At 69.2% G+C, this 25917-nt stretch carries 27 protein-coding genes and 1 pseudogene; 13 read left to right on the top strand and 15 right to left on the bottom strand.

Going from position 1 to position 25917, the window contains the following annotated elements; genetic code table 11:
• A partial coding sequence (locus tag LGM42_RS30595; protein WP_226234213.1) for a hypothetical protein occupies positions 1 to 339 on the bottom strand: 339 nt, incomplete at its 3' end.
• A gap of 52 nt (positions 340 to 391) precedes the next feature.
• On the bottom strand, positions 392 to 1237 hold the full coding sequence (locus LGM42_RS30590) for an aldo/keto reductase (RefSeq protein WP_059578345.1): 846 nt from the start codon (positions 1235 to 1237) through the stop codon (positions 392 to 394).
• A 167-nt stretch (positions 1238 to 1404) separates the two neighbouring features.
• Between LGM42_RS30590 and LGM42_RS30585 the strand changes: the two genes are divergently transcribed.
• Complete coding sequence (locus tag LGM42_RS30585) at positions 1405 to 2151, top strand: GntR family transcriptional regulator (protein WP_006489667.1); 747 nt, start codon at positions 1405 to 1407, stop codon at positions 2149 to 2151.
• Between the two features lie 21 nt (positions 2152 to 2172).
• Here the strand turns inward: LGM42_RS30585 and LGM42_RS30580 are convergent, their stop codons facing one another.
• Positions 2173 to 3564 (bottom strand): CoA transferase, encoded by a 1392-nt coding sequence (locus LGM42_RS30580; protein WP_226234212.1) that lies wholly within the window; start codon positions 3562 to 3564, stop codon positions 2173 to 2175.
• Between the two features lie 140 nt (positions 3565 to 3704).
• Between LGM42_RS30580 and LGM42_RS30575 the strand changes: the two genes are divergently transcribed.
• Entirely contained in the window at positions 3705 to 4937 is a 1233-nt protein-coding gene (locus LGM42_RS30575; protein ID WP_226234211.1) for a citrate/2-methylcitrate synthase, read from the top strand.
• On the opposite strand, the gene LGM42_RS30570 is transcribed toward LGM42_RS30575, so the two are convergent.
• A complete protein-coding gene (locus LGM42_RS30570; RefSeq protein WP_059578355.1) occupies positions 4910 to 5233 on the bottom strand; it encodes a DUF2917 domain-containing protein in 324 nt (107 codons plus the stop codon). The two genes, LGM42_RS30575 and LGM42_RS30570, sit on opposite strands and share 28 nt — an antisense overlap.
• 237 nt (positions 5234 to 5470) lie before the next feature.
• Here LGM42_RS30570 and mdtD point away from each other — a divergent pair, with 237 nt between their 5' ends.
• Both mdtD and LGM42_RS30560 read left to right on the top strand, forming a co-directional pair.
• Positions 5471 to 6907 (top strand): multidrug transporter subunit MdtD, encoded by a 1437-nt coding sequence (gene mdtD, locus LGM42_RS30565; protein ID WP_059578356.1) that lies wholly within the window; start codon positions 5471 to 5473, stop codon positions 6905 to 6907.
• A gap of 168 nt (positions 6908 to 7075) precedes the next feature.
• Positions 7076 to 8350: an EAL domain-containing protein gene (locus tag LGM42_RS30560; RefSeq protein WP_226234210.1), complete on the top strand. Its 1275-nt coding sequence runs from the start codon at positions 7076 to 7078 to the stop codon at positions 8348 to 8350.
• 26 nt (positions 8351 to 8376) lie between these two features.
• Here the strand turns inward: LGM42_RS30560 and LGM42_RS30555 are convergent, their stop codons facing one another.
• From LGM42_RS30555 to LGM42_RS30545, 3 genes and pseudogenes are all read right to left on the bottom strand, one after another.
• The gene (locus tag LGM42_RS30555) at positions 8377 to 8982 is read right to left on the bottom strand and encodes a class I SAM-dependent methyltransferase (protein ID WP_226234209.1); all 606 of its coding nucleotides are present in this window, start codon (positions 8980 to 8982) and stop codon (positions 8377 to 8379) included.
• 143 nt (positions 8983 to 9125) lie between these two features.
• A pseudogene (locus LGM42_RS30550) lies at positions 9126 to 9257 on the bottom strand (2-dehydropantoate 2-reductase N-terminal domain-containing protein); the annotation flags it as partial.
• Positions 9250 to 9774, bottom strand: coding sequence for a DUF962 domain-containing protein (locus tag LGM42_RS30545; RefSeq protein ID WP_226234208.1), 525 nt, complete (start codon positions 9772 to 9774; stop codon positions 9250 to 9252). The pseudogene LGM42_RS30550 and the gene LGM42_RS30545, both read right to left, overlap by 8 nt.
• Before the next feature lie 81 nt (positions 9775 to 9855).
• Here LGM42_RS30545 and LGM42_RS30540 point away from each other — a divergent pair, with 81 nt between their 5' ends.
• Positions 9856 to 10563 carry a Crp/Fnr family transcriptional regulator gene (locus tag LGM42_RS30540; protein WP_226234207.1) on the top strand — a complete coding sequence of 236 codons (708 nt, stop codon included), beginning with the start codon at positions 9856 to 9858 and terminating at the stop codon, positions 10561 to 10563.
• Between the two features lie 116 nt (positions 10564 to 10679).
• The gene (chrA, locus tag LGM42_RS30535) at positions 10680 to 11891 is read left to right on the top strand and encodes a chromate efflux transporter (protein WP_226234206.1); all 1212 of its coding nucleotides are present in this window, start codon (positions 10680 to 10682) and stop codon (positions 11889 to 11891) included.
• Positions 11892 to 12002: 111 nt separating this feature from the next.
• Here chrA and sodB read toward each other — a convergent pair whose 3' ends face one another.
• Positions 12003 to 12581 (bottom strand): superoxide dismutase [Fe], encoded by a 579-nt coding sequence (sodB, locus tag LGM42_RS30530; protein ID WP_059578375.1) that lies wholly within the window; start codon positions 12579 to 12581, stop codon positions 12003 to 12005.
• 229 nt (positions 12582 to 12810) lie between these two features.
• Positions 12811 to 14193: an exodeoxyribonuclease VII large subunit gene (gene xseA / locus LGM42_RS30525; protein ID WP_226234205.1), complete on the bottom strand. Its 1383-nt coding sequence runs from the start codon at positions 14191 to 14193 to the stop codon at positions 12811 to 12813.
• A gap of 448 nt (positions 14194 to 14641) precedes the next feature.
• Between xseA and lpxK the strand changes: the two genes are divergently transcribed.
• From lpxK to adk, 4 genes are all read left to right on the top strand, one after another.
• Positions 14642 to 15670, top strand: a complete 1029-nt coding sequence (gene lpxK, locus LGM42_RS30520) for a tetraacyldisaccharide 4'-kinase (RefSeq protein WP_089465082.1) — start codon at positions 14642 to 14644, stop codon at positions 15668 to 15670.
• A complete protein-coding gene (locus LGM42_RS30515; protein ID WP_006482216.1) occupies positions 15651 to 15845 on the top strand; it encodes a Trm112 family protein in 195 nt (64 codons plus the stop codon). Before lpxK ends, LGM42_RS30515 begins: the two co-directional genes overlap by 20 nt.
• Before the next feature lie 123 nt (positions 15846 to 15968).
• Positions 15969 to 16760 carry a 3-deoxy-manno-octulosonate cytidylyltransferase gene (kdsB, locus tag LGM42_RS30510; protein WP_059578383.1) on the top strand — a complete coding sequence of 264 codons (792 nt, stop codon included), beginning with the start codon at positions 15969 to 15971 and terminating at the stop codon, positions 16758 to 16760.
• A 207-nt stretch (positions 16761 to 16967) separates the two neighbouring features.
• Positions 16968 to 17630, top strand: a complete 663-nt coding sequence (adk, locus tag LGM42_RS30505) for an adenylate kinase (protein WP_226234204.1) — start codon at positions 16968 to 16970, stop codon at positions 17628 to 17630.
• 230 nt (positions 17631 to 17860) lie between these two features.
• On the opposite strand, the gene LGM42_RS30500 is transcribed toward adk, so the two are convergent.
• Both LGM42_RS30500 and murJ read right to left on the bottom strand, forming a co-directional pair.
• Positions 17861 to 18703: a SirB1 family protein gene (locus tag LGM42_RS30500; RefSeq protein ID WP_226234203.1), complete on the bottom strand. Its 843-nt coding sequence runs from the start codon at positions 18701 to 18703 to the stop codon at positions 17861 to 17863.
• Positions 18704 to 18711: 8 nt separating this feature from the next.
• Positions 18712 to 20262, bottom strand: a complete 1551-nt coding sequence (murJ, locus tag LGM42_RS30495) for a murein biosynthesis integral membrane protein MurJ (protein ID WP_060313726.1) — start codon at positions 20260 to 20262, stop codon at positions 18712 to 18714.
• Positions 20263 to 20565: 303 nt separating this feature from the next.
• On the opposite strand from murJ, the gene rpsT reads away from it, so the two are divergent.
• Positions 20566 to 20838 (top strand): 30S ribosomal protein S20, encoded by a 273-nt coding sequence (gene rpsT / locus LGM42_RS30490; protein ID WP_006482211.1) that lies wholly within the window; start codon positions 20566 to 20568, stop codon positions 20836 to 20838.
• A gap of 158 nt (positions 20839 to 20996) precedes the next feature.
• Here rpsT and LGM42_RS30485 read toward each other — a convergent pair whose 3' ends face one another.
• On the bottom strand, positions 20997 to 21317 hold the full coding sequence (locus tag LGM42_RS30485; RefSeq protein ID WP_034178852.1) for a DUF3579 domain-containing protein: 321 nt from the start codon (positions 21315 to 21317) through the stop codon (positions 20997 to 20999).
• A 413-nt stretch (positions 21318 to 21730) separates the two neighbouring features.
• Here LGM42_RS30485 and argF point away from each other — a divergent pair, with 413 nt between their 5' ends.
• On the top strand, positions 21731 to 22660 hold the full coding sequence (gene argF, locus LGM42_RS30480) for an ornithine carbamoyltransferase (protein WP_006482207.1): 930 nt from the start codon (positions 21731 to 21733) through the stop codon (positions 22658 to 22660).
• An 86-nt stretch (positions 22661 to 22746) separates the two neighbouring features.
• On the opposite strand, the gene murB is transcribed toward argF, so the two are convergent.
• Positions 22747 to 23796, bottom strand: coding sequence for a UDP-N-acetylmuramate dehydrogenase (gene murB, locus LGM42_RS30475; protein WP_226234202.1), 1050 nt, complete (start codon positions 23794 to 23796; stop codon positions 22747 to 22749).
• 136 nt (positions 23797 to 23932) lie between these two features.
• On the opposite strand from murB, the gene LGM42_RS30470 reads away from it, so the two are divergent.
• Positions 23933 to 24418: a YajQ family cyclic di-GMP-binding protein gene (locus LGM42_RS30470; RefSeq protein ID WP_034208219.1), complete on the top strand. Its 486-nt coding sequence runs from the start codon at positions 23933 to 23935 to the stop codon at positions 24416 to 24418.
• Positions 24419 to 24496: 78 nt separating this feature from the next.
• Here the strand turns inward: LGM42_RS30470 and plsY are convergent, their stop codons facing one another.
• Positions 24497 to 25138 (bottom strand): glycerol-3-phosphate 1-O-acyltransferase PlsY, encoded by a 642-nt coding sequence (gene plsY, locus LGM42_RS30465; protein WP_060313721.1) that lies wholly within the window; start codon positions 25136 to 25138, stop codon positions 24497 to 24499.
• Between the two features lie 116 nt (positions 25139 to 25254).
• Positions 25255 to 25746, bottom strand: a complete 492-nt coding sequence (gene ybaK, locus LGM42_RS30460) for a Cys-tRNA(Pro) deacylase (RefSeq protein ID WP_060313718.1) — start codon at positions 25744 to 25746, stop codon at positions 25255 to 25257.
• Between the last annotated feature and the right edge of the window lie 171 nt (positions 25747 to 25917).

The following is a 25917-nucleotide window of genomic DNA, read 5'->3' as shown; positions in this document are numbered from 1 at the left end:
GGCGGCGGCGGTGCTGGCGGCGGCGGTGCTGGCGGCGGCGGTGCTGGCGGCGGCGGTGCTGGCGGCGGCGGTGCTGGCGGCGGCGGTGCTGGCGGCGGCGGTGCTGGCGGCGGAGGCCATGGCAATGGCGGCGGCAACGGCAACGGCGGCGGCGGTCACGGCAATGGCGGAAACGGTAACGGCGGCGGGAGCGGCGGGAGCGGCGGCGCCAACGGCACCGGCGGCCACGGCAATGGCGGCGGCAACGGTAACGGCAATGGCAGTGGAGGCGCCGGCAACGGCGGGGCCAACGGTGTCGGCAACGGCAACGGTGGCGGTCGCGGCAACGGCGGCGGTCACGGCAACGGCGGATCGCCCGGCGGCAACCACTGACCCCAGGCGTTGCCCGGGGTCAGAGCATCTCGAGCGCGCGCTTGCTGCGCGGCGGACGGAAATACGCGTCAAGCTGCACGCGCTCGTCATCGCTCAACACGACATCGAGCGCGGCGCGGTTGTCGCGCACGTGCTCGATTCGCGACGCCTTCGGAATCGCGAATACACCCGGCTGCGCGAGCACCCATGCCAGCGCGACGCGCATCACCGACACGCCGCGCAGCCGCGCGATCTCGTCGAGCGGCGAGCGTTTCGGCAGCCGCCCGTGATCGACCGGACTGTATGCCATCGCCGGTATCCGGCGCTCGGCCAGCCACGGCAGCAGGTCGAATTCCGGGCCGCGTCGCGCGATGTTGTAGAGAATCTGGTTGGTGGCGCACGCACCACCGCCCGCCTCGTCGACGAGTTCGGCCATGTCGGCCGTATCGAAGTTGCTCACGCCCCAGTGGCGAATCTTGCCCGCACGCTGCAACGCGTCGAAACCCTCGACCGTTTCCTCGAGCGGCACCGAACCGCGCCAGTGCAGCAGATACAGGTCGAGGCGATCGGTACGCAGGCGCTTGAGGCTCGCGTCGCACGCGGCGACGACGCCACGCCGGCTCGCATGGTGCGGATAGACCTTGCTGACGAGAAATACGTCGTCGCGCAGGCCCGCGAGTGCGTCGCCGACCAGTTCCTCGGTCGCGCCGTCGCCATACATCTCGGCCGTATCGACCAGCGTCATCCCGAGTTCGACGCCCTCGCGCAGCGCGGCGATCTCGTCCGCGCGCCGCGCCGGCCGCTCGCCCATTTCCCAGGTGCCCAGGCCCAGCTTCGGAATCGTCTCGCCGTTCGGCAAGACGACCGTGGCGATCGTGTCTGTCATGCGTTTCCTCGTTGCGGATTCGTGGCCGCGCACCGCGGCCGAAGCATCGGATACGACGCATCAGTGTAGTCAATCGGTACGCCTCCGGCCTGTTACGCGGCAAAAACCGGCTATAACGGCACGGCATGATGACTTAGAATGGCCGCAACCTGATCGATACCCATTGTATGAAGGCACCCACGGACGACCGCTGGCAGGACCTGCGCCCCGACCCCGACAACGATACGCCGCTCTACCTGCAGCTCGCCCGCAAGCTCGGCGATGCAATCCACGACAACCGCTGGACGGCCGGCGAAGCGCTGCCTTCCGAGCGTGTGTTGTCCGAAGCGCTCGGCGTGTCGCGCATCACCGCGCGCAAGGCGATCGCGCTGCTCGTCGAGCAAGGCTTGATCCGCCGCACGCAGGGCGCGGGCAACTTCATCCAGCCGCGCTACGAGGATCCGCTGTCGCGGCTGTCGAGCTTCAGCGAAATGCTCGAGCGCCGCGGCTTCAAGCCGAGCTCGCAGTGGCTCGCGCGCGAAATCCAGCCGGCCAACCGCGACGAAGTGATCCAGCTCGGGCTGTCGCCGGCCGCATCGGTTACGCGGCTGAAACGTCTGCGCCTGGCCGACGGCATCGTGATGGCCGTCGAGAACTCGACGTTCCCCGCGACGCTGATTCCCGATCCGCAGGCGATCGTCGGCTCGCTGTACAGCTATCTCGAAGCGCGCGGCACGCCGATCGTGCGCGCGCTGCAGCATTTCCGCGCGGTCAACGCGACCGACGAGATCGCCGAACAGATGGGCATCGCCCCGCACGACGCCCTGCTGCTGATCACGCGGATCGGCTATACGTCCGACCAGCGCGCGATCGAACTGACCGATACCTATTGCCGAAACGACTACTACGATTTCGTCGTCGAGCTGCGCAAGTAGCGCGAGGCGCGGCGCCGGCGCTCACAACCAGCGCGCGTCGTCGGTGCCGAGCGGCACGGGCGGACGCGCGAACGACGGCGGCGTCGCCGACAACCGCTCGGCCGGCCGCACGGTGTCGAGCACGCCGAACGGCGACGCGACGCGCTCGATCCGGTCGCACACGTCGGCCAGCGCGAGATCGGGCGCGTGCAACCCGCCCGGCACGGCGCCGAACGACTGCAGCCAGCGCCCCGTCTGCGCGAGCGACGTCCGCACGTGCCAGCTTCCCCCTTCGCGCGCCCGCCGGGCGAGCGCGATCATCGCGCCGAACGCCGCGAGATACCCCGTTGCATGGTCGAGCGCCTGGCATGGCAGATGGCGCGGCCCGCTCGCCTGCGCGGCCTGCTGCTCGTGCCATGCGATTCCGCTCGCCGACTGCACGAGGCTGTCGAACCCGCGCCGCTTCGCCCACGGCCCGGTGTGCCCGTACGCCGACACCGACACGTAGACGATGCCGGGCCGCCGCTCGGCCAGCGCCTGCGGCGCGAACCCGCGCGCGGCGAGCGCGCCGGGCCGGTACGACTGCAGAAACACGTCCGTCTCGCGCGCCAGCGCGTGCAGCGTATCGACGCCTGCCGCGTCGCGCAGATCGATCCACGTCGAGCGCTTGCCGCGTCCGTTGTCGATCACGAGCGGCGCGATGTTCGGCAGGTGCGGGCCGTTGACGAGCAGCGTCTGCGCGCCATGCGACGCCAGCGTGCGGCCCGCGACCGGCCCCGCGATGATGCGCGTGAGATCGAGCACGCGCACGCCGGCCAGCGGCCGGCCGCCCTCGCCGCGGCCGATCGGCTCGGGCGGCGCGTCACCGATCCGCTCGATCTCGAACAGCGGCAGCGACGCGATCGCGCGCGCCTGCTCGTGCGCCGCCCATTCGTCAGGCGTTCTGATCAATGCCGCGCACAGGCCGGCGTCGGCCAGCGCGGTATCGAGCGCCGCGCCGTCCCACGCGCGAATCGCCGCGGCGACGTCGGCCGGCTGCGGGCCGCAGCCGAGCACGTCGAGAATGCCGTGCAGGTGATGCGGGAAATTCGCGTGCAGCTGAATCCAGCGTCCGTCGCCCGTCTCGAAGAAGCCGGTGACGGGATGACGCAACTCGGGCGGCGGCCCGTCGTCCACGCGCAGGTAGCGTTCGCTGCGAAACGCCACGAGCGCGTCGCGCACCGACACGTCGACCGATTGCGCCACGCCCGTGCGCAACCGATGGCATTCGGCTGCCGCGAGCGCCGCTGCGGCGATCGTCGCGGCGGCAAGCGTGCCCACATGAAACGTCGACGGCAACGTCGGGTCCTGCCCGGTCACGGTCGTGCGAGCCAGCGCGTCGCGCTCGCCGTGTGCGAGTTGCCAAAGATGCGCCAATGCGGATTCGGGTGTCATAGTGAAGGAGATACCGTTGAGGAGACGGAATCGAGTCTAGAATTCGCGACAGGCGCGATCAATCTTGATTGCGCGAATCAATACATAACGAATAGTTGTAGCGGTTCCGCGCTTCATGCGCGGCGACAGGAGCAACCGGCATGACGTCCCTCAGTGCGCAGGAAGCCGCCGGCATGCTCGGCGTCAGCGTGAGCACCCTCTATGCATACGTGAGCCGCGGCCTGCTGCGCTCGCTGCCCGACGGCGCGACCAAGCGCCGCCGCTACGACGCCGACGAAGTGCGCCTGCTCGCGCGCCGCCGCGCCGACGCGAAGCGCGCGGGCGGTGTCGCCGAACGTTCGCTCGACTGGGGCGTGCCGGTCCTGGAATCGCGGATCACGCAGATCGCCGACGGCCGCCTGCGCTATCGCGGCGCGGATGCGATCGCGCTGGCCGATACGGCGACACTCGAGGAAACGGCCGCGCGGCTGTGGGATTGTCCGCCAGCGCGGCTGGCCGCCGCGTCGCTCGCATCGACCGGTTTCGACGCGGCGCAGTGGCGCGACTGGGCCCATCGCTGGGCGCCGCTCGCGCCGCTCGAACGCACGCTGGTGCTGCTGCCGGCCGCGGCTGCATCGCTGCCGCGCCTGTGGGCGCAGGGGCGCGATGCACAGCTCGATTCCGCCGCGTTGCTGCTGCGCGTCGCGACGGCCGCGCTCGCCGGCATCGCGCCGGGCGACGCGCCCGTGCACCGGCAGCTCGCGGCCGCGTGGCGCGTGCGACGGCGCGCCGAAGCCGACCTGCTGCGGCGCGCGCTCGTGCTGTGCGCCGATCACGAACTGAATCCGTCGACTTTCGCGGTGCGCTGCATCGCGTCGACCGGCACCCATCTGTTCGGCGCGATCTCCGGCGGGCTCGCGGCGCTGTCGGGGCCGCGTCACGGCGGCGAGACGTTCCGCGCGGGCACGCTGCTCGACGAAGCGGCCCGCGCCGCCGATCTCGATCGTTACCTCGCGCTGCGGCTCGCGCACGACGAACGCGCGGACGGCGGCCGCACGGCCCTGTCCGGCTTCGCGCACCCGCTATACCCCGACGGCGATCCGCGCGCCCGGGCGCTGCTCGATGCGCTGCACGCGGCGGCGCCCGAGCGGCCGGCGCTGCGCGTGGCGCGCGCGCTCGCCGCGCGCGTCGAAGCGGCGACGGGCCTGCGGCCGGCGATCGATTTCGCGCTCGCGGTGCTGGAGCGCACGCTCGCACTGCCCGACGGCGCGGCGTTCACGCTGTTCGCGGCCGGCCGCACGGCCGGCTGGATCGCGCACGCGCTCGAACAGTACGCGGACGGAAAGCTGATCCGGCCACGCGCACGCTACGTCGGCAGCGACGCGGCCGTGTGACGCCGGCCGTGACGCCACGCGGCGAACGGACGCCACCACGCGGACGCTGAGCGCACGGCCGGCGCCGCGAGCGGGCCGAACGCGAACGTCGCGCCGCGCGGCCCGGCGCCGACCCACGCGCGCATGCCGGGCAGCAACGTCAGCGATGCGCCCGCACCCAGCCAGTGATCGTCGGGCCGGCCCTCGACGGTCACCCACACGTCGCCTTCGGCCACTTCGAGCAGCGTGAGATCGACGATCCGCCACCGGCCGGCCGGCTCGTCGCCGTCCATCACGTAAAGTCGCAGTTCGCGCATGGCAGCCTCCTGGTCGCACGGGTTCGACGACACCAGTATTTCGGACGGAGGCGGCACACGGACAGATACGGCCGCCGACGCTTTCGGCTGAACTGTACTGGCCGCCCGACGGAGACAGGCTTCCCGTGGCGCGGCCGGCCGAGGTCGAGTCGGGCCGCATCACATATCGCCCCGAACCTGCACGGCGCGGCGGCTTTCCCTACAATGTCGGCTGTCCCGCGCCACCACCCCGCCCTCATGTTCCAACGCCCGCCCGCCGCCGCTCCCGGCGAAAAAAACCTCACCGTGATGCTCTGGCTCGTTGCGACGGGCTTCTTCATGCAGACGCTCGACGCGACGATCGTCAACACGGCGCTGCCGTCGATGGCGGCGAGCCTCGGCGAATCGCCGCTGCGGATGCAATCGGTCGTGATCGCGTACTCGCTGACGATGGCGGTGATGATCCCCGTGTCGGGCTGGCTCGCCGACACGTTCGGCACGCGACGCGTGTTCTTCAGCGCGATCCTGGTGTTCTCGCTCGGCTCGCTGCTGTGCGCGAACGCGCATACGCTGACGCAACTCGTCGCGTTCCGCGTCGTGCAGGGCGTCGGCGGCGCGATGCTGCTGCCGGTCGGGCGGCTCGCGGTGCTGCGCACGTTTCCGGCCGAGCGCTACCTGCCCGCGCTGTCGTTCGTCGCGATTCCGGGCCTGATCGGCCCGCTGATCGGGCCGACGCTCGGCGGCTGGCTCGTGAAGATCGCGTCGTGGCACTGGATTTTCCTGATCAACGTGCCGGTCGGCGTCGCGGGCTGCATCGCGACCTTCTATTCGATGCCCGATTCGCGCAACCCGGCCGCCGGCCGCTTCGACCTGAAGGGCTATCTGCTGCTGACGATCGGCATGGTCGCGATCTCGCTGTCGCTCGACGGGCTCGCCGATCTCGGCATGCAGCACGCGGCCGTGCTGGTGCTGCTGGTCCTGAGCCTCGCGTGCTTCGTCGCGTACGGGCTGTACGCGGTGCGCGCGCCGCAGCCGATCTTCTCGCTCGAGCTGTTCAAGATCCACACGTTCAGCGTGGGGCTGCTCGGCAACCTGTTCGCGCGGATCGGCAGCGGCGCGATGCCGTACCTGATCCCGCTGCTGCTGCAGGTGAGCCTCGGCTACTCGGCATTCGAGGCCGGGCTGATGATGCTGCCGGTCGCGGCGGCCGGCATGTTCTCGAAGCGGATCATCACGCGGCTGATCACGCAGCACGGCTATCGGAAGGTGCTGCTCGCGAACACGATCATGGTCGGCGTGATGATGGCAAGCTTCGCGCTGATGCGCGACACGGTGCCGGTGTGGGTGAAGGTCGTGCATCTCGCGCTGTTCGGCGGCTTCAACTCGATGCAGTTCACCGCGATGAACACGCTGACGCTGAAGGATCTCGGCACCGGCGGCGCGAGCAGCGGCAACAGCCTGTTCTCGCTCGTGCAGATGCTGTCGATGAGCCTTGGCGTCACGGTCGCCGGCGCGCTGCTGGCGACGTTCACCGGCATGCTGCGCACCGTGACGCCGAGCAACACGCTGCCGGCGTTCCACGCGACGTTCATCTGCGTCGGGATCATCACGGCCGCGTCCGCGTGGATCTTCGCGCAGCTCGCGCCCGAGATCCGCGGCCCGGCGCGCAAGACCGACCCGTCCGAGCGCGCGTGACGCGCGGCGCGCGCCGAATCGGGCCGGCGCGCCCCATCGCGGTGCAACGCGACCCGGCCGCGCGCGTACCGGCCGCGCCGGGCGGCCGTACACGGCGCCATGCCGCCGTGCATGCTTCTTGCTGGCCTATTCTGTAGGTAAACTGGCAGCCTTCCTTCGGCCGACATCATGAGCATGATCGAAATCGATCCCCCCGGCTTTCAACCGCCCCGCCCGGTCGCCGGCGACGACGGGAACCGGCGCACCGTGCTGTACGGCGGCTACACCGTGTTCAGCGTGTTTCAGCCCGTTTTCTCGGTGTCGCACCGGCGCGCGATCGGCTATCACGCGTCGCTGCGCGCACACGACGAGGAAAACCGTCAGGTGGCGTCGCACGAGGTGTTCACGCAGGCGGCACGGCGCGGCGACCTGCTCGAGCTCGGGCGGCTCGCCGAATCGTTGCATCTCGGTAACTTCCACGCGTTCGACAGCCACGACGAGTGGCTCTTCCTGAGCCTGCATCCGGCCGCGCTGATGGACACCGTGTACGGCGACGCGCTGCTCGCGAACCTGAAGGCGCTCGGGCTGCCGCCGCACCGCGTGGTGCTCGAGGTGCCCGAACAGGCCGGCGGCGAGACGCCGCGCTATGCGGCGATCATCGACGGGCTGCGCAAGGCCGGCTTCCTGATCGCGCTCGTCGGATTCGGCGCGAAGCATTCGAACATCGATCGCGTGTGGCACCTGCATCCCGACATCGTCACGCTCGACCGCGGCATCCTCGCGCAGGCGAGCGAGCACTCGCATCTCGAACGCGTGCTGCCGGGGCTCGTGTCGCTGCTGCACGAATCCGGCCAGCTCGTGCTGATGGGTGGGCTCGCGACCGAACGCGACGCGCTGATCGCGCTCGAATGCGACGTCGATTTCGTGCAGGGCCAGTACTTCGCGGGGCCGAGCGTCGACCCCGTGCAGCCGCAGGCCGCCGCGGGCTGCATGGATACGCTGTCGGCCGCGCTGCGGCTGCGCGTCGCGCAGCGCGAGCGCACGCAGGCGGAACGGCTCGCGCCGTACGTCGCCGCGCTCGAGGAAGCGAGCCGCAAGCTCGGCGCGGGCGAATCGCTCACCGATGCGGCGGCCGCGGTGCTCGGGCTGCCCGAGACCGCACGCTGCTTCCTGCTCGACGCGTCGGGCCGCCAGATCGGCGACAACGTGCTCGCGCGCGGCAGCGTGTCGCAACGCGCGAAGCGCTTCCGGCCGCTGCTGCATTCCGAAGGCGCGAGTTGGGAACGCCGCCCGTACTTCATCGACGCGATGCGCGCGCCGGGCGGCGTGCATCTGACGCCGCCCTACCTGTCGATCAACGAGGCGCACCTGTGCGTGACCGCATCGATCGCCGCGCCAGCCGTGACGGGCATGCAGGTGCTCTGCGTCGACATCAACTGGGAAGCGGCGCTCAGCCGCGAGTAAGTGCCAAGTGCGCCGGCGCGGCGCGCTCACGCGTCGCCGCCCGCCCTGCGCACGATCAACCGGTGCACGCGCTTGCCGGACGATGCGCTGACGACCTCGTGCTCGTCGATCACGCGCACGCCGGCGCCGAGCGCCGCATGCATCCGCGCCGAATCGAGCGGCGTATAGAGGCGGCCGCGCTCGTCGCGCAGCACGCCGTTTCCGGCCACCCGCCAGCTCAGGTACAACGTGCCGCCCGGCATCAGCAGATCGGCCAGCCGCGCGGCGGCCGCCGCCGCGTCCGCCTGTTCGAGATGCATGACGACCGTTTCGCACAGTACGTTGCGAAACGCGCCGGACGGTACGCCGGCGAGCGCCGGTAGCGCGGCCAGCTCGAAAGTCAGCCCACGATGGCGCCGCCGCGCCTCGTCGAGCAGCGCGGCGCTCGCGTCGTAGCCGCGCACGTCGAAGCCGCGCGACGCGAGCCACGCCGTATCGCGCCCGGCGCCGCAGCCGACGTCGGCGGTCAGCCCCGGCGAGAAATACTGTTCGAGCAGTGCGTACATGTCGTCGGGCGCAGCCTGGTCGAGCCAGTCCTGCGCGTATTGCGCGGCATGGGCGTCGTAGGCATCGAGGGTCGGGCGATCCACCATGGCGATTGCTCCGCAAAGGCGTCGTATGACGCACTCCGCATCTTAGCCGCTGCGCACGGCCCGCGCCGACGGCGGACGGTGCGACGCCGGCCTGCGCGGCGGGTACGTGGCCGACACGCGGCGCCTGCGCGGCCAGGTCGGCCCACAGCGCAGCCGATCCGCGCGCGGCCGACGAGCGTCACATGCGTGCCGCCCGCCGCGAGGCGGCCGCCGAGACAGCAGCCGAGCGCGCCCGCGCCGAACACGCAGACCGGCCCCGCCGCCCCATCAGACATGCGAATGCGCGCCGCCGTGCACGGGGCCCGCGCGCCGCTCGACTTCGCGGCGCACGTCGCCGCGCAGCCCCGCGAAGAACGCGACCTCGGCGACGACGAACAGCGGCCCGACGATCAGGCCGACCAGATCGTCGACGAATGCCGGCTTGCGGCCTTCGAACCAGTGCCCGACGAACTGCACGATCCAGCCGATGACGAACGCGCCGACGCCGATCGCGAGCCATTGCGCGGTCGGCATCGGCGCCAGCGACTGCGCGGCCCACAGGCCGAGCGCGAGCAGCACGGTCATCACGATCCCGAACCGCAGGTCGAGACGCAGGTAGAACACCGCGGACACGACGGCGAGCAGCAGCGCCGGCGACAGTGCGACGCCGGCCAGCGTCCCGAGCGCCGGCCGCGACAGCAACACCTCGACCGCGAACACGATCATCGGAATGCCGACCAGATGCGTCGCGATGTTGCGCGCATCGCGATGGTAGGCCGCATACTGGGAAAGATGGTCTTCGAGGGTTTTCATGGCGTCTCCTGATCGGTTATTGAGCGCTATCATGCGCGTCACGCCCGAGAACCTCTGTCAGCTACCCGACATCGCGTGCCCATGCCTGCCTCGCTCGCCCCGTACCTGCCGCAGATCGAAGCGAACCCGTGGTTCGCCGCGCTGCCGCCGGCGTTGCGCGTGGAGCTGATCGCCCGCGCGACGCTGCGCCGTCTGCCAGCCGGCCACGCGCTGTTCCGGCGCGGCGACCCGCCGTGCGGGCTGTACGCGGTGCTGGCCGGTTCACTGACGATAGGTGCCGTCGATCCGCAGGGCAAGGAGACGCTGCTGACGGTGGCCGAGCCCGTCACGTGGTTCGGCGAGATCGCGTTGTTCGACGGCCAGCCGCGCACGCACGACGCCATCGCGCTCGACGACGCGCTGCTGCTGCACGTGCCGCAGGCCGCGCTGCTCGCGATCCTCGATACGACGCCGCAATACTGGCGGCAGTTCGCGCTGCTGATGGCGCAAAAGCTGCGACTGAGCTTCCTGACGGTCGAATCGATGAGCGTGATGCCCGCCGCGCAGCGGCTCGCCGCGCGGCTGCTGATGATCGCCGAAGGCTACGGCGGCATCAGCGCCGGGCGCACGCACATCCGGCTGTCGCAGGAAACGCTCGCGTCGATGCTGTCGCTGACGCGGCAGACCACCAACCAGTTGCTCAAGGCGCTGCAGGCCGACGGCGTCGTGCGGCTGCACGTCGGCGAGATCGAGCTCGTGGACATCGACGCATTGCGCCGCGCGAGCGGGCTCGGCGACGGCGCATACTGAACGCCGCACAACGACCTTTATCGACCTCTATCGACCTTTATTGGCCGCTACGCGCTGCCCGCGGCCGGCGAGTTGCGCTATCGTGGCGGCTCGTTCCGTCCGCCGCGCGCACCGCCTTGAACACGTCGACCGTCCCCGCCCCCGCCCGTCATCCGTGGCCCGTATTCATCGCGTTCGTGCGGCTCGGCCTCACGTCGTTCGGGGGGCCGGTCGCGCATCTCGGCTACTTTCGCGCGGAATTCGTCACGCGGCGCGGCTGGCTCACCGAGCGCACCTATGCCGATCTCGTCGGGCTGTGCCAGTTCCTGCCCGGGCCGGCGAGCAGCCAGGTCGGGATGGCGATCGGTCTCGCACGCGCCGGCTATGCGGGCATGTTCGCCGCGTGGCTCGGTTTCACGCTGCCGTCGGCGCTGATGATGATGCTGTTCGCGCTCGGTGTTCACGCAACGGGCGCGCCGATCGAAGCCGGTGCGCTGCACGGGCTGCGCATCGTGTCGGTCGCGGTGATCGCGCAAGCCGTGTGGGGCATGGCGCGCACGCTGTGCCCGGATGCGCGGCGCGTCACGCTGATGGCTGCGGCCGCATGCGTCGCGCTGCTCGCGCCGGCCGCCTGGACGCAAGTCGCGGTGATCGTCGTGGCCGGCGCGGCCGGTCTCGTGCTGCTGCCGCAACCGGCGCGCGACGCGCACGAACCGTTGCCGCTGCACGTGTCGCCGCGCGCAGGCGTGCTGTGGCTCGCACTGTTCGCGGCGCTGCTCGCCGCACTGCCGTTCGCGGCCCGCGCGCTGCGCTCCGATACGCTGGCCGTCGTCGATGCGTTCTTCCGCACGGGCGCGCTCGTGTTCGGCGGCGGCCATGTGGTGCTGCCGCTGCTGCAGGCGGCCGTGGTCGCGCCGGGCTGGGTCGGCGATTCGGCGTTTCTCGCCGGGTATGGCGTCGCGCAGGCCGTGCCGGGGCCGCTGTTCACGTTCTCGGCATTTCTCGGTGCGTCGCTGCGCGACGCGCCGAATGGCTGGCTCAGCGGCACGATCGCACTCGTGTCGATCTTCGCGCCGTCGTTCCTGCTCATCGCCGGCACCGCGCCGTTCTGGGAACGCCTGCGCCGCAGCGCGCGCATGCAGGCAGCGCTCGCCGGCGTGAACGCGGCCGTCGTCGGGCTGCTGCTCGCCGCGCTCTATCACCCGGTCTGGACCGACACGATCGTCGCGCCGCGCGACCTGGCCGCCGCGCTGGTCGCGTTCGTCGCGCTGGTGTTCTGGCGCGTGCCGCCCTGGGCCGTCGTGATCGCGAGCGCGGCGCTCGGCTGGCTGCTCGGCATGGCCGGCTGAGCCGGCCGGCGCGACACGTTCGGGGCGGGACAAAACAAAAAGCCCTCGAAACCGAGGGCTCCGAGGGCCTTGTTCGATGCCGCGCGCCGTGACGGCGCGCAGGCGCCGGACTTACGCGAAGTTCTTCGCTGCGAAGTCCCAGTTCACGATGTTCCAGAACGCTTCGACGAACTTCGGACGCGCGTTGCGGTAGTCGATGTAGTACGCGTGTTCCCACACGTCGATCGTCAGCAGCGGCTTGTCGGCGGTCGTCAGCGGCGTGGCGGCGTTGCTGGTCGACACGATGTCGAGCGAACCGTCGGCCTTCTTCACGAGCCATGCCCAGCCCGAACCGAACGTGCCGACCGCGGCCTTCGTGAACGCTTCCTTGAATGCGTCGTACGAACCCCACTTCGCGTTGATCGCGTCGCCCAGCGCGCCCGACGGTGCACCGCCGCCGTTCGGCGACAGGCTGTTCCAGAAGAACGTGTGGTTCCAGATTTGCGCGGCGTTGTTGAAGATGCCGCCCGACGACTTCTTGATGATCTCTTCCAGCGGCAGGTTTTCGAATTCCGTGCCCGGGATCAGATTGTTCAGGTTCGTCACATAAGCCTGGTGGTGCTTGCCGTAGTGGTACTCGATCGTCTCTTTCGAGATGGTCGGCGCGAGTGCGTCTTCAGCGTACGGGAGCGGCGGGAGCGTATGAGCCATGGCGATTCCTTCGTTGAGTATGTAGGGAGGCTGTGTTGGATGCTGCCGAGCGTCCGATTGTAGGCGAGGACGAATAACCCCGCAAACTCACGGGCCATTTATCCGCGGTATGCGGAAAAGCGATGCTGGCGCAACGTCCGGCAGGGCGAACCGGACGATGCGCAGCATTCGTGCCCGGCCGCGCGGCATGCGGGGCGATGATCCTCGCGCCTCGCGCGCGACGCTTGCGTCAGATCGTATCGGTCAGCCGCGGCTGCACGTCGGCGAGCGACACGTCGGCCGCGCCTTCGGCGAGATGCACGGTCAGGCGCCGCTGCGGCTTCAGCGCGCCCGGCGCGCGTACCGCGCGGCCCGTCTGCGCATCGATCAACGCCGCATAGCCGCGCTCGAGCGTACGCTGCGGGCTCAGCACCTCGAGCCGTGCGGCACAGGCCGACACACGCGCAGTGTCGCGTTCGTGACGACGCTGCAGCGCGACCGCGAGACGTTGCGACAACCCCGCGAGCGCGTGGCGCGCCTGTGACGCGTCGGGCCGCGCGCGCTGCCAGCGTAGTTGCGCGAGCGCGAAACGCGCGCGCGCATCGCGCACCGGCCGCGATGCCGCCGACGCGAGCCGCACCGCGAGCTGCTCGACGTGCGTGCGCTGCCGCTGCAGCCGCTCGGCCGGGCTCACGAGCCGGCGCGCGAGCCAGTCGAGCTGCTGCGCGCGCTGTTCGAGCCGGCGCGCCATGCCGCGCGCGAGCGCGCGCTGGCGCTCGTCGATCTCGCGCAGCAGCAGCGCGCGCTGCGGGCTCGCGAGTTCGGCCGCGCCGGTCGGCGTCGGCGCGCGCAGGTCGGCCGCGAAATCGGCGATCGTGAAATCGGTTTCGTGCCCGACGCCGCTCACGACCGGCAGCTCGCTCGCCGCGATCGCACGCGCGAGCGCTTCGTCGTTGAACGACCACAGATCCTCGATCGAGCCGCCGCCGCGGCACACCAACAGCACGTCGACCTCGCGCCGCGCGTTCGCGGTCGCGACGGCCGCGACGAGCTTTTCGGCGGAACCGGCGCCCTGCACGGGAGCCGGATAGACGATCACCGGAATGTGCGGCGCGCGCCGGGCGAGCGTGGTCAGCACGTCGCGCAGCGCGGCGGCCTGCAGCGACGTGACGATGCCGATCGCGCGCGGGTGGGCCGGCAACGGCCGCTTGCGCTCGGGGGCGAACAGGCCCTCGCCTTCGAGCTGGGCCTTCAGCCTCAGGAACGCCTCGTACAGGCGCCCCTGCCCGGTGCGCCGCACGGCTTCGACGTTGAGCTGCACCTCGCCGCGCGGCTCGTACATCGTGACGACCGCGCGCACCTCGATGCGGTCGCCTTCGCGCGGCGTGAATTCCGCGTATTGGGCGCGGCCGCGGAACATCACGCAGCGCATCTGCGCCTGCTGGTCCTTGATCGAAAAATACCAGTGGCCGCTCGCGGCGCGCGTGAAGTTCGATACTTCGCCGGAAATCCACAGCAGCGGAAACGAACGCTCGAGCATCGTCGAAATCGCACGGTTGAGCGCCGAAACGGGAATCACTTCGTCGCCGCCGCGCGTGGCGCCGGGTGCGGAAAAAGGAGAATCGGAAAGCATGGGCGGTCGGATGAATGCTGGCGGCGTCACGATAGTCCGACACGCGCGCGGCGTCCAGCGTCGCCGTAATCGCCGCCACGCGTGGAAGGTGTCCACACGCTGACATTCGTCCGCGTAAAACGCGCGGAAACCGCCAAAAAATCCAGACGATTCTCCGTAACACCTTGATTTTTATAATTTTTTAAACCTTTCAGAATGATTCTCATCCGATTCGATGCCCGCCGGACGGGCGTTTGAGGCAATCGACCGGGGAGTTCTTCACAGAGTTATCCACAGGCCGGTACGATCCCGCCCCGTCGGCCGGGTCGGCCGGTCGCGCTTGCCGCGTCGGCGTGCGGCGCGCTAGAGTGCCGCCTTCCACGGCCCTGCGGCACGCGCCGCCCAACGGAGAATCCGCCTTGACGAATCCGTCCCTCGCCGCGGCGCACGACGCGCCGCGCCCGGCCCGATGAGCGCGCCCGGCGGCCCGCTCGCGCGGCTCGAAGCGCGCCTGACACGCGAATGGCAGCGGCGCGGCGCGCTCGCGTGGGCGCTCACGCCGTTCGCATGCGTGTTCGGCCTGTGCGCGGCCCTGCGGCGCACTGCTTACGCGCAAGGCTGGAAGCAGCCGATCGACGTCGGCGTGCCCGTCGTCGTGGTCGGCAACGTGACCGTCGGCGGCACCGGCAAGACGCCGACCGTGATCGCGCTCGTCGACGCGCTGCGCGCGGCCGGCTTCACGCCCGGCGTCGTGTCGCGCGGCTATGGCGCGAACGTGAAGGCGCCGACCGCCGTCACGCCGGCGTCGCGCGCGGGCGCGGCCGGCGACGAACCGCTGCTGATCGCGCGCCGCACCGGCGCGCCCGTGTGGGTGTGCCCCGACCGCGTCGCGGCCGCGCAGGCGCTGCGCGCCGCGCACCCGGACGTCGACGTGATCGTCAGCGACGACGGCCTGCAGCACTACCGCCTCGCGCGCACCGTCGAGCTCGTCGTGTTCGACCACCGGCTCGGCGGCAACGGCTTCCTGCTGCCGGCCGGGCCGCTGCGCGAGCCGCTGTCGCGGCACCGCGACGCGACGCTCGTCAACGATCCGTACAGCGGCGCGCTGCCGCCGTGGCCCGACACCTACGCGCTCGCGCTGACGCCGGGCGCCGCGTGGCACCTCGACCAGCCCGCGCTGCGCCGCCCGCTGTCGCAGTTCGCGAACGAACGCGTGCTCGCCGCGGCCGGCATCGGCGCGCCTGAACGCTTCTTCGCGACGCTGCGCGCGGCCGGCCTCGCGCCGGCGACCCGCGCGCTGCCCGACCATTACGCGTTCGCCGACAATCCATTCGTCGACGACGCCGTCGACGCGATCCTGATCACCGAGAAGGATGCAGTAAAATTGGGCGCTTCCTGGCGCGACGCCCGACTGTGGGTGGTCCCCGTCGAAGCCGCGCTCGACCCTCGCCTCATTGCCCTCGTTGTGGAGAAACTCCGTGGACGCTCGCCTGCTTGAAATCATTGTGTGCCCTATCTGCAAAGGCCCGCTCCACTACGACCGCGCCGCGCAGGAGCTGATCTGCAACGCGGACAAGCTCGCGTACCCGATCCGCGACGGCATCCCCGTGATGCTGGTCGACGAAGCGCGCCAGACCGTCGAAGGCACGCCGGTCGACCCGGCCGGCCGCTGAGCCGCCGCGCCGCTCGCCGGCGCGACGATTCGACACCGACGGCCCGGCCCCGACCGGGCCGCCGCACTCCGCCGGGCGACCGGCTTCCGGCGTCGCCCGCCCCGTCCTTTTCAGCGCTCCCCGATGACTCACCCGCAACCCTTCATCGCCGTCATTCCCGCCCGGCTCGCGTCGACGCGGCTCCCGAACAAGCCGCTCGCCGATCTCGGCGGCAAGCCGATGGTCGTGCGTGTCGCCGAGCGCGCGCGCGAAGCGGGCGCGCAGCAGGTGCTCGTCGCATCCGACGCGCAGAGCGTGCTCGACGCGGCGCGCGATCACGGCTTCGAAGCGGTGCTCACGCGCGCCGATCATCCGTCCGGCACCGACCGGCTCGCGGAAGTCGCGGCGGCTTTCGGCTGGCGCGACGACACCGTCGTCGTCAACGTGCAGGGCGACGAACCGCTGATCGACCCCGCGCTGGTCCGCGACGTAGCGTCGCACCTGGCCGCGCATCCGGCGTGCGCGATCGCCACCGCGGCCCACCCGATCCACGACGCGGCCGACGTGTTCAACCCGAACGTCGTGAAGGTCGCGCTCGACGCGCAGAGTGTCGCGCTGTACTTCTCGCGCGCGCCGATTCCGTGGAGCCGCGACGCATATCAGCCGCACTGGCCCGACGTCGCGGCCATGCCGGCGCCGGCTTTCCCGGTCTACCGGCACATCGGCCTCTATGCATATCGCGCGCGTTTCCTGCGCACCTATCCGTCGCTCGCGCAGGCGCCGATCGAGCAGGCCGAGCAGCTCGAACAGCTGCGCGCGCTGTGGCACGGCGAGCGCATCGCGGTGCTGATCACCGAATCCGCGCCCGAAGCCGGCATCGACACGCCGGCCGATCTCGCGCGCGTGCAGGCCCTTTTTCGGCCGGGTTCAAAATAACCCATGGCATAATCAGGCGATTGTGCGAGCCGTCCGCGACCAGCGCGTCCTCGCTTGACCCGCCCGTGGCGCCGCCGGCAGCCGCGCGTCGCTCGAACCGACGCGCCGCATCAGACCGGTCCGCCACGCGCCGTGCAAGCCCCGCGCCCACTGTCGCCGGCACGTTTGTGTCTCGCCACACGAATCTACATACTTGGAGATATCACCATGCGTTTGATCCTGTTGGGCGCGCCCGGCGCGGGAAAGGGCACCCAGGCAAACTTCATCAAGGAAAAATTCGGCATCCCGCAAATCTCGACGGGCGACATGCTGCGCGCGGCCGTGAAGGCCGGCACGCCGCTCGGCGTCGAGGCGAAGGGCTACATGGACGCCGGGAAGCTCGTGCCGGACGCGCTGATCATCGGCCTCGTGAAGGAGCGCCTGAAGGAAGCCGACTGCGCGAACGGTTATCTGTTCGACGGTTTCCCGCGCACGATCGCGCAGGCTGACGCGATGAAGGACGCCGGCGTCGCGATCGACTACGTGCTCGAGATCGACGTCCCGTTCTCGGAAATCATCGAGCGCATGAGCGGCCGCCGCACGCACCCGGCATCGGGCCGCACGTACCACGTCAAGTTCAATCCGCCGAAGGTCGAAGGTCAGGACGACGTGACGGGCGAACCGCTGATCCAGCGCGACGACGACAAGGAAGAAACGGTCAAGAAGCGTCTCGAAGTGTACGAAGCGCAGACCAAGCCGCTGATCACGTACTACGGCGACTGGGCGCAGCGCGGCGAGGAAAACGGTCTGAAGGCGCCGCAGTATCGCAAGATCTCGGGTCTCGGCACCGTCGACGAAATCCGCGAGCGCGCGTTTGACGCACTGAAGTAAGCCGCGCGTCGCGCACTGGCAGGCCGCCCGTTCCGGGCGGCTTTTTTTTCGCCTGCGCGCGATTTGCACGACCGGGCGCGTGTCGCCACCGCACGAATCCGATGCTCGGCGGCGAAGTGATTCGCGTCGACGGTGTGATCCGGATGCAGCCGAAGCCAACGCACGCGCACAAGAAAAACGCCCGCGGTGCGGGCGTCATTGTCGCGTACCGGAGCCGGCGCGGTGGTCGCTCAATCCTCGCCGTCGCGCTGCATCCGCTGTCGCAACTCGCTGACCTGCGACTCGACGACGGTCGCGTCTTCCGCCTCCGGACGCTCGCCGAGATACTGCTCGAGATCCTCGAGCGCGGGGCGCAGGTAGTCGAGCCGCGCATACGCGAAGCCGCGGTCGCGCACCTCGTCGAGCTGCTCGGGCAGCAGGATCACGAGCCGCTGCTGCACCGCGAGCAACCGCTGCCAGCGTTCCGTCTGCAGATAGATCGTCTTCAGGTTGCGCAGCATCCGCGCGATGATCTCGCGGCTCGTCGCGGGCTGCAGCAGCGCGCGCAACGCGCTGTCGACCGCGCCGGCCGCCCGCGCGACGTACGGCTCGAGCACCTCGACCATCTCGACCTCGGACAGCGAATGGCCGTTGGTCGGATCGATGATCAGGTCGCCGTCCGGCAGCGTCACGCGCAGCAGGAAATGGCCGGGAAACGACACGCCGCGCGCCGGCACGCCGATCTGCTCGGCGAGTTCCAGATACAGCACCGACAGCGAGATCGGAATCCCGCGCCGCCGTTTCAGCACCGCATTCAGGTGGCTGTTATCGGGGTCGTAGTAATCGTTGTGATTGCACGCGAAGCCGAGCTCGCGGAAGAAGAAGTCGTTCAGCGCGGCGACGCGGCCCTTGAGGTCCGCATCGTCGGCGAGCCGCCGGCGCAGCCGCGCCGCCAGCATGTCGAGTTCGGCCAGCGTGCCTTGCAGGTCGAGGTCGGGATACGCGTCCTGCGCCAGCGACAGCGCGGCTTCCGTGACGGGCAGACTGTCGTCGTCCGCCACGAGCGTGCTGAAGTAGTCGAGGACGCGGGTCATTGCGGTCGTCACTTGGCGCGCCTTCTGAAGTAAGCGTATTTGAAGCCCATCACCCACAACATACCGAAATATAGTGCAGCAAACAGCACGAGGCACGCAGCCATCAGCGCGATGCGATCGAGCGGCTGCGCGCGCATGCCGGTCCAGTCGAAACTGATCGCGCACCAGTGCATCAGGCCCGCGAGCACGAGCGCCGCGCCGACGAGCTGCACGAAGAAGCGCAGCCAGCCCGGCGACGGCTGGTAGATGCCGCGCTTGCGCAGCCCGAGGAACAGCAGCAGCGAATTCAGGCACGCGCCGACGCCGATGCTCAGCGTGAGGCCCGCGTGGCCGATCAGCGGCACGAACACGTAGTTCGACAGCTGCGTGACGATCAGCACGCCGACCGCGATCTTCACGGGCGTCTTGATGTCCTGCTTCGCATAGAAGCCCGGCGCGAGGATCTTGATCAGGATGATGCCGACGAGGCCGATTCCGTAGGTCGCGAGCGCGCGCGCGACCATCGTGACGGTATGCGCGTCGAACTTGCCGTAGTTGAACAGCGTCGCGGTGAGCGGCGTCGCGAAGAAGAACAGCGCGAGTGCACTCGGCGCCGCGAGCAGGAACGTGACGCGCAGCCCCCAGTCGAGCAGCGCCGAATATTCGTGCGAATCGGCGTCGACGTGCGCCTTCGACAGGCTCGGCAGCAGGATCGTGCCGAGCGCGACGCCGAGCAGCGCGGTCGGGAATTCCATCAGGCGGTCGGCGTAATTGATCCACGACACGGCGCCCTGCCCGAGCCGCGACGCGATGTTGGTGTTGATGATCAGCGACAATTGCGCGACGGACACCGCGAACGTCGCGGGCACCATCTTCGCCAGCACGCGCTTCACGCCCGGATGACGCAGCGCGCGCAGCGGGTTGACGCCGATCAGCGGCACCATGTCGATCTTCTTCAGGCCCGGCAACTGCACGAGAAACTGCAGCACGCCGCCGACGATGACGGCCCACGCGAGCGCGTAAACCGGCACCTTCAGATGCGGCGCGACGAACACGGCCGCGGCGATGAACGCGACGTTGAGCAGCACGGGCGCGAAGGCAGGCAGCGAGAAGCTCTTGTACGTGTTCAGCACGCCCGACGCGAGCGTCGTCAGCGAAATGAACACGATGTACGGGAACATGATCCGCGTCATCGTGACCGCGAGCGGGAACGCCTGGCCGTCGCCGTGCAGGCCGGACGCGACCGCGAACACGACCCACGACGCACCGGCGATGCCGACGATCGACAGCACGGCCAGCGCCCACGCGAGCACGGTGGACATCGCGTCGACGAGCGCCTTCGTCGCATCGTGCCCCTGCTGGTTCTTGAACTCGGCGAGGATCGGCACGAACGCCTGCGAGAACGCGCCTTCGGCGGACAGGCGGCGCAGCAGGTTCGGAATACGGAAGGCGACGTAGAACGCGTCGGTGTATTGACTGGCGCCGAACGCACGGGCGATCAGCGTCTCGCGGGCCAGTCCGGTCACGCGCGACAGCAGCGTGAAGCCGCTGACCGTCAGCAGGGCTCGGAATAGATTCATGGGGCGCTTATTATACGGACGTTGCGCGACCCGGCCATCGCCGATGCCGAAAAGCACGGCCGCCGCCCGCGCCCCGCCCGGCGAGCGTTACGTCGAGCTTGCCACTCGCTTGATTTTGTTGCTATAATCGCCGGTTTCTGGGCTCGTACATGCACGGCAACTGCCGTTTTCATGTCCCGGCCTCGGTTAAAATCACCGTTTTTTTATGCGCCCCTGGGCAATCGTTCTCAGGGGACGGATCGAAAAGCAGCGCTTGGCCGTCAGGCTCCAAGCTCTGGAAACAGGACAGGATAAGGAACCGTCATGGCTAACTCCGCACAAGCACGCAAGCGCGCCCGCCAGGCCGCGAAGGCAAACTCGCACAACTCGGCGCTGCGCTCGAAATTCCGTACCGCGATCAAGTCGGTTCGCAAGGCTGTTGAAGCCGGCGACCAAGCAAAGGCTGCCGAGCTGTTCAAGGCTGCCGTGAAGACGATCGACACGATCGCCGACAAGAAGATCGTTCACAAGAACAAGGCCGCTCGCAGCAAGAGCCGCCTGGCCGCAGCCGTCAAGGGTCTGCAGGCAGCAGCGTAAATCCGGTGCGCCCGCGCGAGCGGGCGCTCCTGTTTCCTGCGATCACGAAAAAGCCCGCCTAGGCGGGCTTTTTTGTTGCCTGCCGCCGGCGCATCGGGCGCGGCGGCAGGATTTGCCCGGGCTAGCGCAGCTCGCGCCCTCGCCCGCCGGCATCACACTCACTTCTTCGCGCCGTAGTCCGGCAGTTCGCACGCCTCGGTCACGACGAGGTTGTTGTCCTTCGCGAAATTCAGCACGAAATCGAAAGCCATCGGCTCGATGTCGCGCAACCGCGAATCGAGGATCACGCATTTCAGGTCGCCGAGCATCGTCGGGCGCACGTACAGCGAATACTTGAGACGCGCATTCGGCCCGCTCGCCCCCGGCCCGAAGCAGGCCATCACACCGGCCAGACGTTCCGACCAGTCGCTCGGGCGAAACTTTTTCCCGTCTTTCGTGATGCCCTGGATGAAGAATTCGGTCGGAGGGGTTTCAGCCATGTGGTTACCCAAGTGACGGCCCGGCGATGCCCAGGCAACGGCGCCTGGATACGCGAACACAAAGCTGGAGTGGCAAGCGGCACAAGCGTTCCGATATCCCGAAAACGAGGCGTCGATGTGCGCCGCCGGTGGACTGCACCGGATTTGTGCAGCGCACGGCTTGTGTCCGGCAGAGCGCGAAAAGCCTTGCCTGCCGGGCTGGAGAAAACTTTTGGATTATACCGCAGCGCGCCATCGCGCGTCGTCCCGACGCCCGTCTACCCGCACCGCCGACCACGCGCGGCGACGCTGCCCCGCGTCGCGCCACGGCTCGTCAAAGCACGGAAAATCCTTTATGCTGCTTTGAGTTATCCACACCCGACGGCGGCGCCGTCCGGCCTCGCTGCCGGGTGAGACCCGCCGTATTTCGTTTCATGACCGCCAAAACCATTCGTCACTACCTGCAGTTCAAGGATTTCTCGCTGGAAGACTACGAGTACGTGCTCGAACGCACGGGTATCCTGAAGCGCAAGTTCAAGAACTACGAGACCTATCACCCGCTGCACGACCGCACGCTCGCGATGATCTTCGAGAAGAGCTCGACCCGCACGCGCCTGTCGTTCGAGGCCGGGATCTTCCAGCTCGGCGGCCACGCCGTGTTCATGAGCACGCGCGACACGCAGCTCGGCCGCGGCGAGCCCGTCGAGGATTCCGCCCAGGTCATCTCGCGGATGGTCGACATCATCATGATTCGCACGTTCGAGCAGGACGTGATCACGCGCTTCGCGCAAAATTCCCGCGTGCCGGTGATCAACGGCCTGACGAACGAATACCACCCGTGCCAGGTGCTCGCCGACATCTTCACGTACTACGAGCACCGCGGCCCGATCGCCGGCAAGACCGTCGCGTGGGTCGGCGACGCGAACAACATGCTCTACACGTGGATCGAAGCCGCGCAGATCCTCGGCTTCAAGCTGCGCCTGTCCACCCCGCCCGGCTATGCGCTCGACATGAAGCTCGTGTCGCCCGACAGCGCGCCGTTCTACGAGGTGTTCGACGATCCGAACGAAGCGTGCAAGGGCGCCGATCTCGTGACGACCGACGTCTGGACGAGCATGGGTTTCGAGGCCGAGAACGAAGCGCGCAAGCAGGCATTCGCCGACTGGTGCGTCGACGAGGAAATGATGGGCCATGCGAATCCGGATGCGCTCTTCATGCACTGCCTGCCCGCGCATCGCGGCGAGGAAGTGACGGCCGGCGTGATCGACGGCCCGCAGAGCGTCGTGTGGGACGAAGCGGAAAACCGCCTGCACGTGCAGAAGGCGCTGATGGAGTTCCTGCTGCTCGGCCGTCTGAAGCACTGATGCGCGGCAGCGCACACGCGTAAAAAAAGCGCCGGTCGACGATCGGCGCTTTTCGTTTGGGTGCGCCGAAACCGGCGCGCGCTGCGTTACAGGCAGACCGGTTCCGCCTCCAGCTCGACGCCGAACCGCGCGCGCACGTCGGCCTGGATCGCCCGCGCCAGCGCGAGCACGTCGGCGCCCGTCGCGCCGCCGCGATTGACGAGCACGAGCGCCTGGCGGTCGTGCACGGCCGCCGCCCCGAGCGCGCGCCCCTTCCAGCCGCAGCGGTCGATCAGCCAGCCGGCCGCGAGCTTCACGTGGCCGTCCGGCTGCGGATACGACACGACGTCGGGCGCGCGCGCGCGCAGCGCGTCGAACTGCGCGGCGCCAATCACCGGATTCTTGAAGAAACTGCCCGCATTGCCGAGCACCAGCGGATCGGGCAACTTCGCGCGGCGGATCGCGACAACCGCATCGAATACGTCGCGCGGCGTCGCCGCGTCGGGCGCGATGCCGCGCGCGTCGAGCTCGCGCGTGACGTCCGCGTAGCCGAGCCGCGGCGTCCATTGCTTCGGCACCCGGAACGTCACCGCGACGATCGCGAACCGGCCGCGCCCGTCCCGCTTGAAGAAGCTGTCGCGGTAACCGAACGCGCAGCGCGCGGCGTCGAAACGCTCGCGGCGCCCCGTCGCCAGCTCGACCGCGACCAGCGAATCGAAATACGCCTTCATCTCGAGGCCGTATGCGCCGATGTTCTGGATCGGCGCGGCGCCGACGGTACCCGGGATCAGCGCGAGATTCTCAAGGCCCGGCATCCCGTGCTCGAGCGTCCACGCGACGAATGCGTGCCAGTTCTCGCCGCCGCCGGCCTCGACGTACCACGCATCGCCGTCCTCGCGCACGACGCGGCGGCCCGCGATCTCGTCGAGCAGCACGACGCCGTCGAAATCGCGCGTGAACACGATATTGCTGCCGCCGCCGAGCACCAGCTGCGGCAGGCTCGCGACTCGCGGGTCGCGATGCAGCGCCTCGAACTGCGCCGCGTGCGTGATGTGCGCGGCGAAGCGCGCGCGCGCGGCGATGCCGAACGTGTTGTGCGCGGCGAGCGGATGGTCGGGAAGCAGCGACAGGGCGGAATCGTCAGGGGGCATCGGCATTCGCGGTCACGTCGGCCCGGGCGGCGCAGGGCCGGCCTTGGGCAAACGCAGGGGCATCGGTAAAATGGCAAACAGTCCGCAATTATAGCGAGTGCCCGCGCGCGAGCCGGGCGCCCGCATCTCAAGGGAGAATGCCATGCCATCGTTCGACGTCGTTTCCGAAGCGAACATGATCGAAGTGAAGAACGCCATCGAGCAGTCGAACAAGGAAATCTCGACGCGCTTCGACTTCAAGGGCTCCGACGCACGCGTCGAGCAGAAGGAACGTGAGCTGACGCTGTTCGCCGACGACGATTTCAAGCTCGGCCAGGTCAAGGACGTGCTGATCGGCAAGCTGGCCAAGCGCAACGTCGACGTGCGCTTCCTCGACTATGGCAAGGTCGAGAAGATCGGCGGCGACAAGGTCAAGCAGATCGTCACCGTGAAGAAAGGCGTGACGGGCGACCTCGCGAAGAAGATCGTGCGCCTCGTGAAGGACAGCAAGATCAAGGTGCAGGCGAGCATCCAGGGCGACGCGGTGCGCATCTCGGGCGCGAAGCGCGACGACCTGCAGAGCACGATCGCGATGCTGCGCAAGGACGTGACCGACACGCCGCTCGACTTCAACAACTTCCGCGACTGACCGGCCACCGGCCCGTCGCGTCATCCGGCCGGGCCCGCACACGCGGCGCGCCCGGCGCGCGGCCCGCGCCGCGCGTTCTCAGGCTTTCCCGCCGTCCTGCGCGCCGCCGTCCGCGGCCGCCTTCTTCTTGTCGCCGATCCGGCTCTCCTGCCCCGCAAGCAGCTTCGAAATGTTGCCGCGGTGACGCCACACGAGCAGCACGCTCATCGCGAGCACGGCCCAGGCGATCGGGTTGTGGCCCGGCGTGCCGAACAGGAACACGTCGAACACCGGCGCGAACACGGCTGCCACCAGCGCCGCGAGCGACGAATAGCGGAAGAAGAATGCGACGATCAGCCAGGTCAGCGCGGTCGCGAGCCCGAGCACCGGGTGCACGGCAAGCAGCACGCCGGCTGCGGTCGCGACGCCCTTGCCGCCCTGAAAGCGGAAGAACACCGGGTACAGGTGGCCGAGGAACACGGCGATCGCGACCCACGCGATCGCGACGTCGGGCAGGCCGAAGCGACGGGCGAGCCAGACGGCGATCCAGCCCTTGAACGCGTCGCCGACGAGCGTCAGGATCGCGGCCTTCTTGTTGCCGCTGCGCAGCACGTTGGTCGCGCCGGGATTCTTCGACCCGTACGAACGCGGGTCGGCCAGGCCCATCACGGAACTGACGACGACGGCGAACGACACCGAACCGATCAGGTAGGCAACGAGGGCGGCGAGCAGGATCTGCATGCGGAGGACTCTTCTTTCAACGTATCGGGAAAGGGACGGCCGTGCGCGGCAAGCCGGCAGGCCGAAACGGCGCCCATTCTACCGAACGGGCGCGACGTGCCACGAAGGTGAAACCCTCAGTCGACGCTCGCGCATTGCACGGGCCGCGCGCCGAGCAGCGACGTGAGCACCGCCGGCGCGAGGCTGACGAGGTAGCCGCGCCGGCCGCCGTTCAGATAGATCGTCGGCAATTCGAGGATCGTCGCCTCGACGTAGACGGGCATCGTCTTGCGCGTGCCGAACGGCGACGTGCCGCCGACGAGATAGCCCGAATGGCGGTTCGCGACCTCGGGCTTGCATGGCTCGACGCGCTTCGCGCCGATCTGCCGCGCGAGATTCTTCGTCGACACGGTGCGGTCGCCGTGCATCAGCACGATCAGCGGCTTCGCGTGTTCGTCTTCCATTACGAGCGTCTTCACGACGCTGTGCTCGTCGACGCCGAGCTGGCGCGCCGATTCGCCGGTGCCGCCGTGCTCGACGTATTCGTACGGATGCTCGCCGAATGCGACGCCATGACGGCGCAGCAGCTGGGTCGCGGGGGTTTCGGACACGTGTCTGGATTTGCTCATGGCGGCATTTTAATGGCGAACGATCGGCGGGCGCGCAATGGCGTGCCCGCGCCGACGGTATACTCGCGGCCCGTTTTCCGCCGGCCCGCCGCACCGCCGTCGCGATTGCGCCCATCATCGTTGCGAACTTCGTGAAGCGCTATTGTCCGATTGGCCGATTGTCGCGCACGC

It is taken from the genome of Burkholderia sp. AU39826, assembly GCF_020419965.1.
GTDB classification, from domain to species: domain Bacteria; phylum Pseudomonadota; class Gammaproteobacteria; order Burkholderiales; family Burkholderiaceae; genus Burkholderia; species Burkholderia semiarida.
The sequence above is the reverse complement of the archived record's forward strand: the minus strand, read 5'-3'. Positions and strand labels throughout refer to the sequence as shown.

What these genes read in the sequence shown, in the direction of transcription:
- LGM42_RS30590 (WP_059578345.1), bottom strand. Translation starts at nt 1,237, where the DNA reads ATGACAGACACGATCGCCACGGTCGTCTTGCCGAACGGCGAGACGATT.
- LGM42_RS30585 (WP_006489667.1), top strand. Translation starts at nt 1,405, where the DNA reads ATGAAGGCACCCACGGACGACCGCTGGCAGGACCTGCGCCCCGACCCC.
- LGM42_RS30580 (WP_226234212.1), bottom strand. Translation starts at nt 3,564, where the DNA reads ATGACACCCGAATCCGCATTGGCGCATCTTTGGCAACTCGCACACGGC.
- LGM42_RS30575 (WP_226234211.1), top strand. Translation starts at nt 3,705, where the DNA reads ATGACGTCCCTCAGTGCGCAGGAAGCCGCCGGCATGCTCGGCGTCAGC.
- LGM42_RS30570 (WP_059578355.1), bottom strand. Translation starts at nt 5,233, where the DNA reads ATGCGCGAACTGCGACTTTACGTGATGGACGGCGACGAGCCGGCCGGC.
- mdtD (WP_059578356.1), top strand. Translation starts at nt 5,471, where the DNA reads ATGTTCCAACGCCCGCCCGCCGCCGCTCCCGGCGAAAAAAACCTCACC.
- LGM42_RS30560 (WP_226234210.1), top strand. Translation starts at nt 7,076, where the DNA reads ATGAGCATGATCGAAATCGATCCCCCCGGCTTTCAACCGCCCCGCCCG.
- LGM42_RS30555 (WP_226234209.1), bottom strand. Translation starts at nt 8,982, where the DNA reads ATGGTGGATCGCCCGACCCTCGATGCCTACGACGCCCATGCCGCGCAA.
- LGM42_RS30545 (WP_226234208.1), bottom strand. Translation starts at nt 9,774, where the DNA reads ATGAAAACCCTCGAAGACCATCTTTCCCAGTATGCGGCCTACCATCGC.
- LGM42_RS30540 (WP_226234207.1), top strand. Translation starts at nt 9,856, where the DNA reads ATGCCTGCCTCGCTCGCCCCGTACCTGCCGCAGATCGAAGCGAACCCG.
- sodB (WP_059578375.1), bottom strand. Translation starts at nt 12,581, where the DNA reads ATGGCTCATACGCTCCCGCCGCTCCCGTACGCTGAAGACGCACTCGCG.
- xseA (WP_226234205.1), bottom strand. Translation starts at nt 14,193, where the DNA reads ATGCTTTCCGATTCTCCTTTTTCCGCACCCGGCGCCACGCGCGGCGGC.
- lpxK (WP_089465082.1), top strand. Translation starts at nt 14,642, where the DNA reads ATGAGCGCGCCCGGCGGCCCGCTCGCGCGGCTCGAAGCGCGCCTGACA.
- kdsB (WP_059578383.1), top strand. Translation starts at nt 15,969, where the DNA reads ATGACTCACCCGCAACCCTTCATCGCCGTCATTCCCGCCCGGCTCGCG.
- adk (WP_226234204.1), top strand. Translation starts at nt 16,968, where the DNA reads ATGCGTTTGATCCTGTTGGGCGCGCCCGGCGCGGGAAAGGGCACCCAG.
- LGM42_RS30500 (WP_226234203.1), bottom strand. Translation starts at nt 18,703, where the DNA reads ATGACCCGCGTCCTCGACTACTTCAGCACGCTCGTGGCGGACGACGAC.
- murJ (WP_060313726.1), bottom strand. Translation starts at nt 20,262, where the DNA reads ATGAATCTATTCCGAGCCCTGCTGACGGTCAGCGGCTTCACGCTGCTG.
- rpsT (WP_006482211.1), top strand. Translation starts at nt 20,566, where the DNA reads ATGGCTAACTCCGCACAAGCACGCAAGCGCGCCCGCCAGGCCGCGAAG.
- LGM42_RS30485 (WP_034178852.1), bottom strand. Translation starts at nt 21,317, where the DNA reads ATGGCTGAAACCCCTCCGACCGAATTCTTCATCCAGGGCATCACGAAA.
- argF (WP_006482207.1), top strand. Translation starts at nt 21,731, where the DNA reads ATGACCGCCAAAACCATTCGTCACTACCTGCAGTTCAAGGATTTCTCG.
- murB (WP_226234202.1), bottom strand. Translation starts at nt 23,796, where the DNA reads ATGCCGATGCCCCCTGACGATTCCGCCCTGTCGCTGCTTCCCGACCAT.
- LGM42_RS30470 (WP_034208219.1), top strand. Translation starts at nt 23,933, where the DNA reads ATGCCATCGTTCGACGTCGTTTCCGAAGCGAACATGATCGAAGTGAAG.
- plsY (WP_060313721.1), bottom strand. Translation starts at nt 25,138, where the DNA reads ATGCAGATCCTGCTCGCCGCCCTCGTTGCCTACCTGATCGGTTCGGTG.
- ybaK (WP_060313718.1), bottom strand. Translation starts at nt 25,746, where the DNA reads ATGAGCAAATCCAGACACGTGTCCGAAACCCCCGCGACCCAGCTGCTG.